Below are 14779 nucleotides of genomic sequence, written 5' to 3'. Positions count from 1 at the left end.
TTATTCATACATAAAACAATATGGCGGGAGACTCATGGACTGGACCCACCGGCTGCGCCTGCGCAACCTGAAAATGCTGCTCAGCCTGGCGCAGACCCGCAACATCAGCCATTCGGCCGGCATGCTGAACACCACTCAGCCCGGCCTGTCGAAGTGGCTGAAAGACCTGGAAGAAGACATCGGCCTGCCGCTGTTCGAGCGCCACGCGCGCGGGCTGCGGCCCACGCCGTACGGCGAGGCCCTGATCGCCCACGCCCAGCGCATCGATGCCCAGCTCGACCGCGCCAGCGGCGACATGGCGGCGTTGCGGGCCGGCGGTGGCGGGCGCGTGGTGATCGGCGCTTCCGGCGCATCGGCTTCCGACACCGTGCCGCTGGCGGTCATCCGCCTGCTGGACCGCATGCCGCAGGCGCGCGTGAAACTGGTGGAAGGCACCACCGACCGCCTGCTGGCGCAACTGGCGCAAGGCGACCTGGATATCGTGGTGGGCCGCTACGCGCCCGAGCACCACGACCCGGCCGTGCAGTCCGAAGCCCTGTACCTGGAACCCATTCACCTGGTGGCGCGCCCGCGCCACCCCGTGTTCGCCCAGGCCTCGGTGCAGTGGGCCGACGTGCAGGCGTACCGCTGGATCCTGTGGCCCAAGGGCACGCCCATACGCAATGCCCTGGACACCGCGCTGGAAGCGGTGGGGCTGTCGGCGCCGGCCGATGCGGTGGAATCGAATTCGGTCACGATCAACCTTACGCTGATCAACAACAGCGACCTGATCGGCGTGGCGTCGCACCGCGCCGCCTTGCGTTTTTCGCACATGAACGCCATGCGCATCGTGCCGGTGCGCCTGTCGGGTTTCGGATCGGTGGCCATGTATTGGCGCCGCGAGACCTTCTTGCCCGCCGCGGTCGAAGCGGCGATGGCATGCCTGCGCCAGGCGGTAGCCGATCACGCGCCGGCGGGGACGGGGCGCTGAGGCGCCTGGCCGCGCCCCGATCTGCGGCCCCAGTTGTATGCGTTCGCAAGTTCTGTAACGCCATCGCCCTGTAGCGCTGTTACGTTTCTCATGAACTGAAGTATTGGCGTCATCCGGCCTGCCTAGCATCGTCGCGGGGGCCGCTTGCGGTTTCCCGCAACGGACCACGGACCGCAGACATGGACAACGTCATTTCGCTACAGCCTCGCACCGTCATTGCCCGCACGCCGCTACCCGCCGAGGTGCTGGCGTTTCGCAGCGTGGTCGGCCACGAGGCGCTGTCGCAGCTATTCGAGCTGGACGTCGACCTGGTGTCGCCGTCGTACTCGCTGGACATGAAGCAGTTGCTGGGCAAGCCGCTGACGCTGGATATCGAGGCGGCGGCCGGCACGCGCTACCTGAACGGCCACATCACCCGCTGCAAGCTGGCCGGACGCGAAGGGCCGACCTCGCGCCTGTACCGGTACCGCGTCACGGTGCGGCCCTGGCTGTGGTACCTGACACAAACCTCGGACAGCAAGATCTTCCAGAACAAGAGCGTGCCGGACGTGATCCGCGAGGTGCTGGCCGAATATCCCTACCCGGTGGAATTCAAGCTGACCGACAGCTACCGCAGTTGGGAATACTGCGTGCAGTACCAGGAGACCGACTTCGCCTTCATCAGCCGCCTGATGGAGCACGAAGGCATCTACTACTGGTTTCGCCACGAAGCCGACCGGCACACCCTGGTGCTGTGCGACGACGTGACGCAGCACGAGACCTGCCCGGGCTACGCCACCATTCCCTACTATGGACCCGACCGCGTATCGGTGCCGCAGCAGGAATACATAGCAAGCTGGGAGATCGCCGAACAGATCACCCCGGGCGCCTTCGCCACGTCCGACTATCATTTCAAGACGCCGGGGGCCGACCTGCAGGCGCGCCGCAACAATCCGGGCGGCTACGACCACGGCGACCTGGAAATGTACGAATGGCAGGGCGGCTATACCAACCCCGCCGATGCCGAGCGCTATACGCGCATACGGCTGGAAGAACTGCAATGCCGGCAGGAACAGGTCAACGGCAACTGCAATGTGCGCGGCATGGCCCCCGGGTACCTGTACACGCTGCGCAATCACCCGCGCCAGGCCGAGAACCGCGAATACCTGATCGTGTCGGCCTACTACCGCATCCAGGAAGCCGGCGAGGCCAGCGGCCTGGACGAGGCGGTGTTCGACGTGGGGTTCACCGTGCTGCCCTCCAGCACGCCGTTTCGCGCGCCGCGCGTGACGCCGGTGCCGCATACGCACGGTCCGCAGACGGCGCGCGTGGTGGGCAAGCAGGGCGAGCAGATCTGGACCGACAGCTTCGGCCGCATCAAGGTGCAGTTCCACTGGGACCGCTACGGCCAGAAAAACGAGAACAGCTCGTGCTGGGTGCGGGTATCCAGCCCCTGGGCCGGCGGCGGGTTCGGCGGCATCCAGCTGCCGCGCGTCGGCGACGAGGTCATCATCGACTTCATCGGCGGGCATCCCGACCGCCCCATCGTGATCGGGCGCGTGTACAACGCCAGCAACATGCCGCCCTGGGATCTGCCCGGCAACGCCACCCAGAGCGGCTTCCTGAGCCGCAGCAAAGACGGTACGCCCGGCACCGCCAACGCCTTCATGTTCGAAGACAAACCCGGCGACGAGCGCGTCTGGCTGCACGCCGAACGGGATATGTGTTCCGAGATCGAGAACGACGAACTGCACACCACCGACGGCTTTCGTACCACGATCATCGGCAAGGACGACACGACCATCATCAAGGGGGCACGCGACATCCACGTGCATGGCACGGACCACCTGTGGGTCCAGTGCGACCGCACCGTGGACCTTAAGGCCGCCGAAACGTACACCGTCGACGGCGCGCGCACGGTGCACGTGGTCAACGGCTTGATGAAGGAAGACTTCGACAGCGGCCTGCAGACCACCATCCTGGCGTCCGGAGAGGTCCGCAACGTGACGGGCCTGTTCGACGAGACCCTGAACGACGGAGAGAAGCGGCTGATCAAGACCATCCAGGACGAGACGGTGGAGGGCGACGTCAAGCAGACCATCACCGGCGGCGGGCTGTACCAGCAGACCATCACGGCCACGCACGAGCACTCGCTGACGGGCGATCAGAATTCCACCATCAAGGGCACCGTCACGCACCGCGTGGAAGGGACGTTCACCGAGACCGTCACCGATCCGATCACGGTCAATGCAGACACCAGCATGACGGTCAACACGCCCAGTTGGACGGTCAGCGGCGCCAAGCAGGCGTTCTGGACGAGCAATTTCATGCGCGGCACGCCCGCTCGCCTGATGGTGGTGGGCGCCTCGCTGGACGTCTGGGGCGCGCGCCAGCAGGTGTACGGCATCAACTCGCAGTTTTCCGCGGTGAAGCTGGACCTGGCGGTGTTCAAGAACGGCGACAACGGCTTTGAACTCGGCGGATCGGGTACGCAGATCAAGGGCATCGGCGTGCAGATCAAGACCGGTGGCGCGGCGGTGATCTCGCGCATCGTCAATCTTTTTACCTGAGGGCGGCACGACAGCATGGGAAATGCGGTGTGGTGGGTGATAGGCACGGTGGCCACAGTGGCATTCGTGGCCTTCGTCGCCATGGTCGTGCGCGAAACCGCGCGCCCGTATGAAGACGAACGGTCTCTGGCGGCGCGCCTGGCGCACACCGGGCAGCCGGTCCTGGCCGAAGTGCTGGCCCTGGACCGCCAGCCCGGCGGCAAGCCGTACGCCGCCCCCATGAAACTGGGCGTGCGTTACGCCGACGCGAACGGGCGCGAGCAGCGCGCCGACCTGCGGGTGTACATCGATCGCGAGCTATTGGCGGCGTTCATGCCGGGCAAGACGATTCACGTGCGCTACGACGCGAATCATCCCTCGCGGTTGGCGGTGGACCGGCAACTGAGTCCCACTGAAATTCCCGCCACCTGGCGCAACAAGTAGCAGCACCCGATTGCAACCATGAAAATCGTCAAGCCCCTGCGCCTGAGCCTGATGAGCCGCCCTTACCGACTGCACCGCCGCCAGCGCCTGGGCCTGGGGGTTTTTGCCCTGGCCAGCCTGGACCCGCAGCCTATCCTGCAGCCCGAGGCCGATATGTGGCAATTGGTGGGTCAGGTGCTGGACGACGACGGGATACTGGACCTGGGCATACTCAAGCCCTGCGCCGAGTTCCTGGTCAGCGGCAGCGCCTACCCCGCGTCCTCGCAACGGCCCGGCACCTGCGCCGTGCAGGTACGGGTGGGCGACCTGCGCAAAAGCCTGATGGTGTTCGGCGATCGCTATTGGCTGGACGGCCGCGCCACTGAACCGCAGCCCTACGAGATCATGCCGCTGGACTGGGCACATGCCTATGGCGGCCCTTCCTGTGCCGACAACCCCCATGGGCGCGGCGCCGACGAGGAAGTGCTCAATGGGGTGCGTACCCGCCGCCTGCCCAACATCGAGCCCATGCAGGATCGCATGGCGCGTCCGGGGCAGCAGCCCGAGCCGGCCGGCTTCGGGCCCGTTTCGCCGATGTGGCCGCGCCGCTTCCGGCGGGCGGGCGAATACAGCCCCGATTGGCTGGAGGACGGCTCCCGGGGCCTGCCCGATAGCCTGGATCCGCATTTCTTCAACGCCGCGCCGCCTGACCAATGGTGGCCTGCGCGCGCCGAACTGGCGCCCGGCACCGATTATGAAATCTGGCACATGCATCCGGACCGGGCGTGCCTGGAAGGCACGCTGCCGGACTGGCGCGCGCGTTGCTTCGTACAGCGCGAAGGAGACGATGCGCTGGAAGAAGTGCCCATGAGCCTTACCACGGCCTGGTTCTTCCCGGATCGCGAGCAGGTGCTGCTGATGTATCACGGCGCCACGGACGTGGTCGAAGACGACGGCGCCGACCTGGTGCTGGCGATGCCGGCGCTGGAGACCGATGGCCAGCGGCGTCCGCAAGCCTATTACGAAACCGTGCTGGCGCGCCGGCAGGATCCCGATGAAGGCCCCCTGTATGCGTTGCAGGACAAGGATCTGCTGCCCCAGGCCGCGCTGGGGCCATGGCATGCCCTGGATACCCAGGGGTCGATGCAGCGTCCCTTCGCAGTGAATCAGCGCGCGCGGGGCGAGGCCGCGCGTGCCCGCATGCGTGAAGAGCTGCGGGTCGCCGGGCTGGACCCGACGCCGTTCGAGGTTCCCGAGTCGCCGCTGCCGCGGCAGCCCACGCTGGACGATCTGCCTGACGTGATGCGCCACGCGCGGCAGGCCGCACAGGAAGCGCGCATCGACATGCTGCACGCCAAGCGGAAAATGGCCGAAGACATGCGCAAAGAGGCTGGCAACATGCCGCCCGGCATGACACCTGAATCGCTGTTCGAGAGTGCCGATGCCGATGCCGGCGTGGGCGGCGGCCCGCCCACGCTGCATGGCCAGCCCGGCATGGACATGCTGCAGGACCTGGCTCGTACGCGGCCCGTGGGCGAAGGCGAGGAAGCGCTGGACGCCGATTCGTTGCCCGCCATGATGAAAGAATCCGACGCGCGGCTGCGCGGCATGTACTTGCATGGCGCGCACCTGCAGCCCCCCGCCGAAGTGGCCCGGCCCGCGCGCGCCGCCCGCATGCGGCGCCGTGTGCAAGCGCTGATGACCGGCAGCCGCGATCTGTCCGGCCTGGACCTTACGGGCGCCGATCTGTCGGACCTGGACCTGCGCGGCGCGCGCTGTGTCGGTACATGGTTCGAATGCGCGGACCTTTCGGGCACGCGCCTGGATCAGGCCGACCTGAGCCGCGCAGTGCTGACGCGGGTGCGGGCGGATGGCGGCAGTTGGCGCGCAGTTGAGCTGGCGGGCGCCAACCTGGGGCATGCACAGCTGATCGATATCGACCTGTCTGGTGCTCGGCTATCCAATACCCAGTTGGACGGCATCGAGCTGGAGCGCTGCAATTTTTCAGAAGCCAAGGTGTCGGACTGCAATCTGACCGATGCCATGCTGCAAGACTGCCGTTTCGATGCGGCGCAGTTGGACACCGTCACGTTCTTGCAGCAGACCCGCCTGGCCGGTACGACATTCACCGGTGCGCAACTGGCGCGCGTGGTCTGGCTGGATTGCGTGCTGGATGCGGTGGCGTACGAGCGGGCGCATCTGACCCGATGCGCGTGGGTGCAGTCGCAATGCGAACGCCCGGTGGGCTGGGCCCGCGCCGAGCTGACCATGTGCTGCGCAGTGGAAACCGACCTGGACGGCGCCGTGTTCACCGCGGCCGTCTTGCGCGAATGCAACCTGCGTGACACAGTCTTGGCCGGTGCGGATTTCGCGGCAGCCACGCTGCAGCGTTGCGACTTTTCCCAGGCCGACCTGGGTGAGGCCAACCTGGCGGGCGCGCGCGCCGACGAGTCGCTTTTCATCCGCACCAGTTTCGCCGGCGCCACCTTGATCGACGCCGACCTCAAGGGGGCGTTGCTGCACAAGGCCGACCTGGCCCCGGCAGACTTGCGCGGCGCCAACCTGTTTCGCGCCGACCTGGCCCAGGCGCGGCTGGACGACACGACCGACACGCGCGGCGCGTATGTGCACCTGGCCAATACGCGCGCAGTGCTGGCCACATCATGAACGCAGCCAGCTTGCGCGAGCGTATCAAGGGTGGCGAACCGCTGTCGGGCCTGGACCTGCGGGGCGTCGTGCTCGACGGCCTGGACCTGGCCGGTGCCCTGATCCACAAATGCGACCTCAGCGGGGCGTCGCTGGTCAAGGCCAATCTGAACGACAGCCGGATCAGCGAGTGCCGTCTCAATGGCAGCGACTGGCGCGGCGCCGATATCACGCGCTGCGCATTTTTTCGCTGCGAACTGGAACAGGTGCGTATGCAGCAAGCCGTGTGCGGCGATACCTCGTTCGTGGAATGCCAGGCACGCCAGGCAGACTTTCGCGACACGTCGTTGCCCGCCTGCAATTTCGTCCAGACCGCGCTGGGGCATGCCAGATTCGATGGCGCAGTGTTCGAGCAGGGTTCCCTGTCGGAATGCGTATTGGACCAGGCCAGCTTCGCCGGAGCGCGATTCAACAAAACCCTGTTCTTCCGCGCCGATCTGCGCAGCGCCAGTTTGAAAGGGGCTGAACTGGAGCAAGCGGTATTCGTCGAAGCGGACCTGACCGGCCAGTCGCTGGCGGGGCAGGTGCTGGCGGGCTGCCAGTTCATCGACGCGCGCATGGACGATTGCGACCTGCGCGATGCCCGGCTGACACAGGCCAATTTCAAAGGCGCCTCGTTGCGCGGCGCGCGATTGGCCGGCGCGCAGGCGCCGCGCGCGCTGTTCGTGCAGGCCGACCTGACCGGGGCCGACGCTACCGGCGCCCAGATGCCGCAAAGCATGTGGCCCGATGCCTGCCTGGATGGCGCGGTGTTCAGCGGCGCGGACCTGACCCAGTCGGTGCTGCATCGCGCCCGCTGCGCGGGCGTGCGCCTGAATGCCGCGCGGCTGGTCTACGCCGATTTTTCTTATGCCGACCTGCGCGATGCCGATCTGCGGCAAGCGCATTTCCAGCGCACGCAGATGCATCGCGCCTTGCTCGACGGCGCGCGCTGGAGCACGCACGAAGGCATCCTGCCGAACGACCCCGCCCTGTATGAAGCCGAATTGTGGTCGGCGCGGCGCCGTCCCACTCCTGTCGATGTCCCAGGGCGCTAGCAAAGAGGAAACCGCGTGTTCGCCGATAGCCAATTGATGGGCATGGATCTTGCCTTTCCCGACTTTTGCAAGACGCCGCCCGTGATGGTGCCGATCTGCTATCCCAATTTCGCGCTGGGGCTGATGGCGATTCCCAATGTGTGGAACACGCTGTTGATGATGATGCCGGCGCACAACCTGCTGACCACCATTCCGCTGAGCAATGGCGACAACCCGGGCCTGGGCATGGGCCTGCTCTCGCAGACGGTGATGTCGCAGGCGCGCCGCATTACCTGCGTGGTCAACGTGCTGTTCGGCTGCATTCCCGCCACGCGCCTGACTTGCCTGACGGTGCAGAATACCTTCAACAGCCTGGGCGCACGCGTGCTGCCCGGCCAGTTGCGCGTGGTGTTGATGGGTGGGGGCGGCGGAGCCGGCCGCGCGGCGCGCGGCGCCAAAGGTGCCAAGGCCGGCCGTGGCGGAGGCGGTGGACGAGGTGGTGGCGGTTCTGGCGGCGGCTCGGGAGGCAGGGGCGGTGGTGGCGGCGGTGGCTCCGGCGGCGCGGGCCGTTCCGGGGCGAAGACCCGCCCTACCACGGGCCGTTCCGCTACGCCGTCGCGGCCGGCCAAGCCCGGCAAAGGTGGTTCGTCGCGCAAGCCCGATCCGCGCTATAAGCGCGGCAAATTCCGCAAAGGGGTGCGCGACAAGGCCTGGGATGCCGCCCGCGGCAAGGACGGCAAGGTGCGCGACCCCGTGTCCAAGAAGGTGATGAAGAAAGACGATCCCTGGGACATGGGGCACAAGCCCGGGTACGAGCACCGCAAACACGTCAAGAGCGCCACGGAGCGAAATATCGACCGCAAGCAGTTCCTTGATGAATACAATGAGCCTTCACACTACCGGCCTGAACTGCCCAGATCCAACCGCAGCCACCAGGGCGAACTGAAAACGGACGACTATTTTGGCTTCTGATTCTTCTTCTTCCGTCTCGCCGCAGCGCAAGGCCGTCGCGCGCCACGCCCTGGCCGTCTTTGACGGCACGCCGGTCGTGCATGCCTATGAACACGACGAGATCGATCTGTCCATCGACATTCTCGAAGTGGACGACAGCCCCGATGACGGGCTGATTTCGTATTCCACCGTGGGTTTGTTCGAGACCGAGCTGCATCATGATGATGGCGAACCCCTGGCCACCCGTGTCGAACTGTGCGCCGAGGCGCCGCAAGAGCAGGACTTGTGGGGCAACATCCTGAGCACGGCCGCATTCGGCTTGATGCGCGGCGGCCATGCGGTCATGCCGGGCAGCGTGCTGCCCGGCTGCGTGGGCGAGTACTACCCCGAGACCCAGGTGCCGCACCTTTATCTGTCGGTGCCGTTTTCGTGGCAGGACGGCGAGTTCCACCGGCTGGAGCTCGACGGCCAGATCGTCAATTGGCTGCAGGGGTTTCCCATCAGCGACGCCGAGCGGGCCTATCTGGAAGAGCACGGCCCCGATGCATTCGAGGACATGCTGCTCGAGCGCGATCCCGACCTGTACGACCTGGACCGCGATTCCGTGGCCTGAGGCCGCGCGGCCCCTGGCCCGGGCGCGGCGTCAGGTAGTGGCGCGCGCCCACCCCTTGGCATGTTCGACCGCTTGCCGCCAGCGGGCCAGCCGGGTGGTGCGCCGCTCGGCGTTCCAGCCGGGCTCGAAACGCCGCTCGGCTTCCCATTGGCCGGCGAATTCGTCCAGCCCCGACCAGAACCCCACGGCCAGCCCTGCCAGCCCCGCCGCGCCGCGCGCGGTAGATTCGGAAATGCGCGGACGCACCACGGGTACGCCCAGCAGGTCGGCCTGCATCTGCATCAGCAGGTCGTTGCGGGCGGCGCCACCGTCCACGCGCAGTTCCGATAGGTCGATGCTGCTGTCTGCGTTCATGCAGGTCAGCAATTCGGCGCTTTGCAGCGCAATGGCTTCCAGCGTGGCCCGCGCCACGTGCGCGCGGGTGGTGCCTCGCGTCAACCCCACCAGGGTGCCACGCGCGTAGGGATCCCAGTCGGGGGCGCCCAGGCCGGCGAAGGCCGGCACCAGGAAGACGTCGTCGGTGTCCGGCACGCTGGCGGCCAGCGCCTCGACCTGGTCGGAACGCTGGATGATGCCCAGCCCGTCGCGCAGCCATTGCACCGCGGCGCCGGCCATGAATACGCCGCCTTCCAGCATGTAGGTGGTGTGGCCGGCCGGGCCGGCACCCGGCGCGGGCAGGCCCCAGCCTATGGTGGACAGCAGGTTGTTGCGCGATTGCACCGGCGCGTCGCCCACGTTCATCAGCATGAAGCAGCCCGTGCCATAGGTGTTCTTGGCCATGCCGGGCTTGAAGCAGGCCTGGCCAAAGGTGGCGGCCTGCTGGTCGCCCGCGATACCGGCAATGGGAATCGGGCCGCCGAACCATTCGGGCAGGGCGTGGCCGATCTCGGCGCTGCTGGGTGCCACCGACGGCAGCACGCTGCGCGGGATGTCCAGCAGCGCCAGGATCTCGTCGTTCCAGTCGTGCGCATGAATGTCGTAGAGCAGCGTACGCGAGGCATTGCTGGGATCGGTGCTGTGCACCTGGCCGCCGGTCAGTTGCCAGACCAGCCAGGTATCGACCGTGCCGAAGGCCACTTCGCCGCGTTGCGCGGCCTGGCGCGCGCCCGGCACATTATCCAGCAGCCAGGCCAGCTTGGTGCCCGAGAAATAAGCGTCCAGCACCAGCCCGGTACGGGCTTGCAGCAGGCGGTCGTGGCCCTGTTCGCGCAGCTTGTCGCACAGCGGCGCGGTACGGCGGTCTTGCCAGACCAGGGCATGGGCCAGCGGGCGCCCGCTGGCGCGGTCCCAGATCAGGGTGGTTTCGCGCTGGTTGGTGATGCCGATGGCGGCCACGTCGGCCGCGCTGGCGCCGGCATTGCGCAGTGCTTCGCGCGCCACGCTGAGCTGGCTTTGCCAGATCTCGTTGGCATCGTGCTCGACCCAGCCCGGCTGCGGATAGTATTGGCGGAATTCGCGCTGGCCCACCCCGCGCGCATGGCCTTGGCGGTCGAACACGATGGCGCGCGAACTGGTGGTGCCCTGGTCGAGCGCCAGGATGAACGATTTCGTCACGGTATGCCTGCCTACCCTTGCAGTTGGGCCCCGGCGGTTGGCGCCAGCCGCCGGAACGACAGCGTCGCGGCCGCGCACAAAGCGCCGATGACCAGGAAAGCGACCATCACGTCGCCGATGACGACATGCTGTGCGCCACGCACGGCCATGCTGATATTGAGCGTGACCGCGGCCACCCCCACGCCCAGGCTGATGCCCAGTTGCTGGGCCATGGCAGCGAAGCTGCTGGCGCGGCTCATGCGCTCGGGCGGGATATCGGCATAGGTTAGCGCATTCAGGCCGGTGAATTGCAGCGAACGGAAGAAGCCGCCAGCCAGCAGGATGGCGATCAGCAGCCACACCGGGGTGGCCGGCGTGAAGGCGGCGCAGGCCACGATGAACAGGCCGGTAAGAATGGCGTTGACGGTGAGCACGCGCCGGAAACCGAAGCGCATCACGATGGGCGTGGCCACGAACTTCATCAGCAGTGCGCCTGCGGCGCTGGCAAAGGTGATCATGCCGGCCGAGAAGGGCGATAAGCCGAAGCCCACCTGCAGCTGCACGGCCAGCAGGAACGGCATGGCGCCCACTGCGAAGCGGCACAGGTTGCCGCCCAGTACCGAGATGGCGAAAGTGGGTTCGCGCAGCAGGGTCAGGTCCAGGATGGGGTGTTCGGCCCGCTTGGCATGCTGCACGTACAGCACGCCGCACAGCAGGCCCACCGCGGCCAGCCCGGCCACGGCAAGCGGCGGGATCAGGCTGTGCCCCAGGGCCTCGAAGGCGCTGACCAGCGTGGCCAGGCAGACGGCGCTGAGCAGAAAGCCCAGCCAGTCCAGCCGTGGGGTAGAGGCCTCGCGGATCTCGGGCACGTAGTGGCGAACCAGGGCGATACCCATGATTCCGATAGGGATATTGATCAGGAAAATCCAGTGCCACGACATGTACGTGACCATGAAGCCCCCCAGCGGCGGGCCGATCACGGGCCCCAGCAGGGCCGGGATGGACAGGAACGACATGGCCTTCAGCAGGTCTTGCTTGGGCACCACGCGCAGCAGGATGATGCGCCCCACCGGCACCATCATGGCGCCGGCCATGCCTTGCGCCACGCGGGCCACGACCAGTTGGGTCAGGTTCTGGGACAGCGCGCAGGCCACCGAACTGAGCGTGAACAGGGCGATGGCCGCCATGAAGACCCGCCGCGCGCCGTAGCGGTCGGCCGCCCAGCCGCTGACCGGCACGAACACCGCCACCGCCAGCAGGTACGAGGTAATGGCCACGTTCAGCCGTACCGGGGTCGAGTCCAGCGCCTGGGCCATCACGGGCAGCGCCGTGGCCACCACGGTGGAGTCGAGCATTTGCATGAACAGCGCACACCCGACGATGAAAGGAATCATCCGGGCCGCGCGGGCGGTATCCTGGGAGGGGGGCGTAGGTGAGGCGGAACTGGCGGATTCGGCGGACATGTCGGAAGGGGACTTGGGGTCGGGTCGATTGTAACGCCGACGGCTGGCCGGGCTGAAGTAAACTTGGCTGATCGCAACCTGCCGAATCCGGTGCCATGGCCAGCAACTACGAATCTGAAATCACCCGCTTCCTGAAGGCGTACAAGACGTCGCACCCCGATGTCGAACAACGCCAGCGTGAAGGCCGTGCCCGCCTCTGGGACAAACCGCAGAACACCGAGCAGCTCGAAGGCTTCCGCGCGGCCCGCGTGGCGCAAAGGCCCTACGTCTATCAGGCCGACTAGGTGAACCCACCCCCGAAGCGCCGCGCGCTTCCCCCTCAAGGGGGCAAAGCCGGCTCCGCGGCGTCCCCGATCGAGCCATATCTGCTTTATGCGACGCGGGTGGCGCGTAGCGCAATGGAAACTGATACGCAGAAACGGTGCCCATGACCTCGAACTCTCCTGTTTCCGGCGAAGCCCTGGCGGCACTGGCGGAACCCCCGGTCGACAGCACCCCCGACGTCGTCGACAGCGTGGCGTTCGCCCGCCTGTACGGCGAACCCCTGTTCCAGCTTCCCACCGACCTGTACATCCCGCCCGATGCGCTGGAAGTCTTCCTGGAGACCTTCGAAGGCCCGCTCGACCTGCTGCTCTACCTGATCCGCAAGCAGAACTTCAATGTGCTCGACATCCCCATGGCGGACGTCACGCGGCAGTACCTGTCGTATGTCGAGCAGATCCGCTTGCACAACCTCGAGCTGGCGGCCGAATACCTGCTGATGGCGGCCATGCTGATCGAGATCAAGTCGCGCATGCTGCTGCCGGTGAAAAAAACCGATACCGGCGAAGAAGCCGAAGACCCGCGCGCCGAACTGGTGCGCCGACTGCTCGAGTACGAGCAGATGAAACTGGCGGCGCAGAAGCTCGATGCCATCCCGCAACTGGGGCGCGATTTCAAAAGCGCCCAGGCCGTGGCCGACCTCAGCGTCGAGCGCATGTTGCCCGAAGTCAGCGTCGACGACCTGAGCGCCGCATGGGCCGACATCCTCAAGCGCGCCAAACTGAACCAGCATCATCACATCACGCGCGAGCAACTGTCGGTGCGCGACCACATGACGCACATCCTGCGGCGCCTGAACGATGTGCGCTTCATGGAATTCGGCGAGCTCTTCATGGAGCGCGTGCGCGAAGGCGCACCGGTCGCGGTGATCGTGGTGCATTTCATCGCCATGCTGGAATTGGCGCGCGAATCGCTGCTGGATATCACGCAGGCCGAGCCCTACGCGCCCATCTACGTGCGCCTGGCCTACACCAGCGTGGCCGCCGCCGCCTGAGCGGCGCCGCGGCCCCGCCGATCGTTTCCGGAGAACCCCCTTGAAAGTCGTCCACACGATTCAGGAATTGCGCGATCACCTGCGCGGCCAGAATCGCGCGTCGTTCGTGCCCACCATGGGCAATCTGCACGAAGGCCACCTGGCGCTGATGAAACTGGCGCGCCAGCATGGCGATCCGGTGGTGGCCAGCATTTTCGTCAACCGGCTGCAGTTCGGGCCCAACGAAGATTTCGACCGCTACCCGCGCACATTGCGCGACGACATCGCGAATCTCGAAAACGCCCGCGACGTCTATGTGCTGTTCGCGCCCGACGAGCGTGAAATGTATCCCGAACCGCAGAATTACCGCGTACAGCCGCCCGACGACCTGGGCGATATCCTGGAAGGGGAATTCCGGCCCGGCTTCTTCGGCGGGGTCAGCACGGTGGTGCTGAAACTGCTGTCGTGCGCACAGCCGCGCGTGGCGGTGTTCGGCAAGAAAGACTATCAACAGCTGATGATCGTGCGCAATATGTGCCGCCAGTTCCAGCTTCCGGTAGAGATCGTCGCGCATGAAACCGTGCGTGCCGAAGACGGGCTGGCCCTGTCGTCGCGCAACCGCTTTCTGTCGCAGGCCGAACGGGCCGAAGCTCCGGCGCTTTACCAGGCGCTGCAATCCATACGCCAACGCGTGGCGGCCGGCGACCACGATTTGCCTTCCGTCGAGCGCGATGCCATGCAGGCGCTGGCCGCGCGCGGCTGGCAGGTCGACTACCTGGCGGTGCGCCGCCAGCGCGACCTGCAGATTGCGCAATCGGCCGAGGTTGCCGCCGGCGAGCCCCTGGTTGCCCTGGCGGCCGCCAAGCTGGGCGCCACTCGGCTGATCGACAACCTGGAGCTGTAGGCGCAGGCAGGCGCGGCGATACCGCGCGGAACAATCCTGTCAGGTCTGACAGCTTCATGGCGCTGGGCGGCGCTGGCAGACTGCATTGCAATCCTACAATGCAAGAGAGCCGTTCATGCAGGATGTTCCCCCGCCGCCCGGCGCTGCCGCCATTGGTCGGCTCACCCCGCGCGAGCGCCAGATCGTGTCTTACCTGGCGGCAGGCAAACCCAATAAGGTGGTTGCCATCGAGCTTGGCATTTCACTGCGTACGGCCGAAGCGCACCGTGCCCGTATTTTCCGCAAGCTGGGCGTGCGCAACGCCCTGGAACTGGCCTGCCGCCTGTGCCGGCATGGCGAACACCCATTGTTCCGATCCTAGCCCGTGCCAGATGCGCG

General features: G+C 66.6%; 13 protein-coding genes. 11 read left to right on the top strand and 2 right to left on the bottom strand.

Annotation, left to right across the window (positions count from 1 at the left end):
- Positions 1-34: 34 nt before the first annotated feature.
- The 7 genes from KW845_RS15750 (at position 35) to KW845_RS15720 (ending at position 9207) form a co-directional block, all read left to right on the top strand.
- A complete protein-coding gene (locus KW845_RS15750; protein ID WP_218370239.1) occupies positions 35-970 on the top strand; it encodes a LysR substrate-binding domain-containing protein in 936 nt (311 codons plus the stop codon).
- 179 nt (positions 971-1149) lie between these two features.
- Positions 1150-3519 (top strand): type VI secretion system Vgr family protein, encoded by a 2370-nt coding sequence (locus tag KW845_RS15745; protein WP_218370238.1) that lies wholly within the window; start codon positions 1150-1152, stop codon positions 3517-3519.
- 15 nt (positions 3520-3534) lie between these two features.
- Positions 3535-3942, top strand: coding sequence for a DUF3592 domain-containing protein (locus tag KW845_RS15740; RefSeq protein WP_218370237.1), 408 nt, complete (start codon positions 3535-3537; stop codon positions 3940-3942).
- 18 nt (positions 3943-3960) lie between these two features.
- Positions 3961-6588 carry a DUF2169 domain-containing protein gene (locus KW845_RS15735; protein WP_218370236.1) on the top strand — a complete coding sequence of 876 codons (2628 nt, stop codon included), beginning with the start codon at positions 3961-3963 and terminating at the stop codon, positions 6586-6588.
- Positions 6585-7664: a pentapeptide repeat-containing protein gene (locus KW845_RS15730; RefSeq protein WP_218370235.1), complete on the top strand. Its 1080-nt coding sequence runs from the start codon at positions 6585-6587 to the stop codon at positions 7662-7664. Before KW845_RS15735 ends, KW845_RS15730 begins: the two co-directional genes overlap by 4 nt.
- Before the next feature lie 15 nt (positions 7665-7679).
- The gene (locus KW845_RS29650; RefSeq protein WP_370628238.1) at positions 7680-8615 is read left to right on the top strand and encodes a PAAR-like domain-containing protein; all 936 of its coding nucleotides are present in this window, start codon (positions 7680-7682) and stop codon (positions 8613-8615) included.
- The gene (locus KW845_RS15720; protein WP_218370234.1) at positions 8605-9207 is read left to right on the top strand and encodes a suppressor of fused domain protein; all 603 of its coding nucleotides are present in this window, start codon (positions 8605-8607) and stop codon (positions 9205-9207) included. Before KW845_RS29650 ends, KW845_RS15720 begins: the two co-directional genes overlap by 11 nt.
- A 30-nt stretch (positions 9208-9237) precedes the next feature.
- On the opposite strand, the gene glpK is transcribed toward KW845_RS15720, so the two are convergent.
- Together glpK and KW845_RS15710 are read right to left on the bottom strand one after the other, a co-directional pair.
- Complete coding sequence (glpK, locus tag KW845_RS15715) at positions 9238-10761, bottom strand: glycerol kinase GlpK (RefSeq protein WP_218370233.1); 1524 nt, start codon at positions 10759-10761, stop codon at positions 9238-9240.
- An 11-nt stretch (positions 10762-10772) separates the two neighbouring features.
- On the bottom strand, positions 10773-12134 hold the full coding sequence (locus tag KW845_RS15710; RefSeq protein ID WP_370628237.1) for a DHA2 family efflux MFS transporter permease subunit: 1362 nt from the start codon (positions 12132-12134) through the stop codon (positions 10773-10775).
- 164 nt (positions 12135-12298) lie between these two features.
- Between KW845_RS15710 and KW845_RS15705 the strand changes: the two genes are divergently transcribed.
- From KW845_RS15705 to KW845_RS15690, 4 genes are all read left to right on the top strand, one after another.
- Positions 12299-12487, top strand: coding sequence for a DUF3460 family protein (locus KW845_RS15705; protein ID WP_218370229.1), 189 nt, complete (start codon positions 12299-12301; stop codon positions 12485-12487).
- A gap of 143 nt (positions 12488-12630) precedes the next feature.
- Positions 12631-13518 carry a ScpA family protein gene (locus KW845_RS15700; protein WP_218370228.1) on the top strand — a complete coding sequence of 296 codons (888 nt, stop codon included), beginning with the start codon at positions 12631-12633 and terminating at the stop codon, positions 13516-13518.
- 40 nt (positions 13519-13558) lie between these two features.
- On the top strand, positions 13559-14401 hold the full coding sequence (gene panC / locus KW845_RS15695; protein WP_218370226.1) for a pantoate--beta-alanine ligase: 843 nt from the start codon (positions 13559-13561) through the stop codon (positions 14399-14401).
- A gap of 115 nt (positions 14402-14516) precedes the next feature.
- Positions 14517-14762: a response regulator transcription factor gene (locus KW845_RS15690; RefSeq protein ID WP_218370225.1), complete on the top strand. Its 246-nt coding sequence runs from the start codon at positions 14517-14519 to the stop codon at positions 14760-14762.
- Positions 14763-14779: the final 17 nt, after the last annotated feature.

Origin of the sequence: Bordetella sp. BOR01 (assembly GCF_019218885.1) — a bacterium.
GTDB lineage: Bacteria > Pseudomonadota > Gammaproteobacteria > Burkholderiales > Burkholderiaceae_B > Bordetella_A.
The sequence above is the reverse complement of the archived record's forward strand: the minus strand, read 5'-3'. Positions and strand labels throughout refer to the sequence as shown.

What these genes read in the sequence shown, in the direction of transcription:
- KW845_RS15750 (WP_218370239.1), top strand. Translation starts at nt 35, where the DNA reads ATGGACTGGACCCACCGGCTGCGCCTGCGCAACCTGAAAATGCTGCTC.
- KW845_RS15745 (WP_218370238.1), top strand. Translation starts at nt 1,150, where the DNA reads ATGGACAACGTCATTTCGCTACAGCCTCGCACCGTCATTGCCCGCACG.
- KW845_RS15740 (WP_218370237.1), top strand. Translation starts at nt 3,535, where the DNA reads ATGGGAAATGCGGTGTGGTGGGTGATAGGCACGGTGGCCACAGTGGCA.
- KW845_RS15735 (WP_218370236.1), top strand. Translation starts at nt 3,961, where the DNA reads ATGAAAATCGTCAAGCCCCTGCGCCTGAGCCTGATGAGCCGCCCTTAC.
- KW845_RS15730 (WP_218370235.1), top strand. Translation starts at nt 6,585, where the DNA reads ATGAACGCAGCCAGCTTGCGCGAGCGTATCAAGGGTGGCGAACCGCTG.
- KW845_RS15710 (WP_370628237.1), bottom strand. Translation starts at nt 12,134, where the DNA reads ATGATTCCTTTCATCGTCGGGTGTGCGCTGTTCATGCAAATGCTCGAC.
- KW845_RS15705 (WP_218370229.1), top strand. Translation starts at nt 12,299, where the DNA reads ATGGCCAGCAACTACGAATCTGAAATCACCCGCTTCCTGAAGGCGTAC.
- KW845_RS15700 (WP_218370228.1), top strand. Translation starts at nt 12,631, where the DNA reads ATGACCTCGAACTCTCCTGTTTCCGGCGAAGCCCTGGCGGCACTGGCG.
- KW845_RS15690 (WP_218370225.1), top strand. Translation starts at nt 14,517, where the DNA reads ATGCAGGATGTTCCCCCGCCGCCCGGCGCTGCCGCCATTGGTCGGCTC.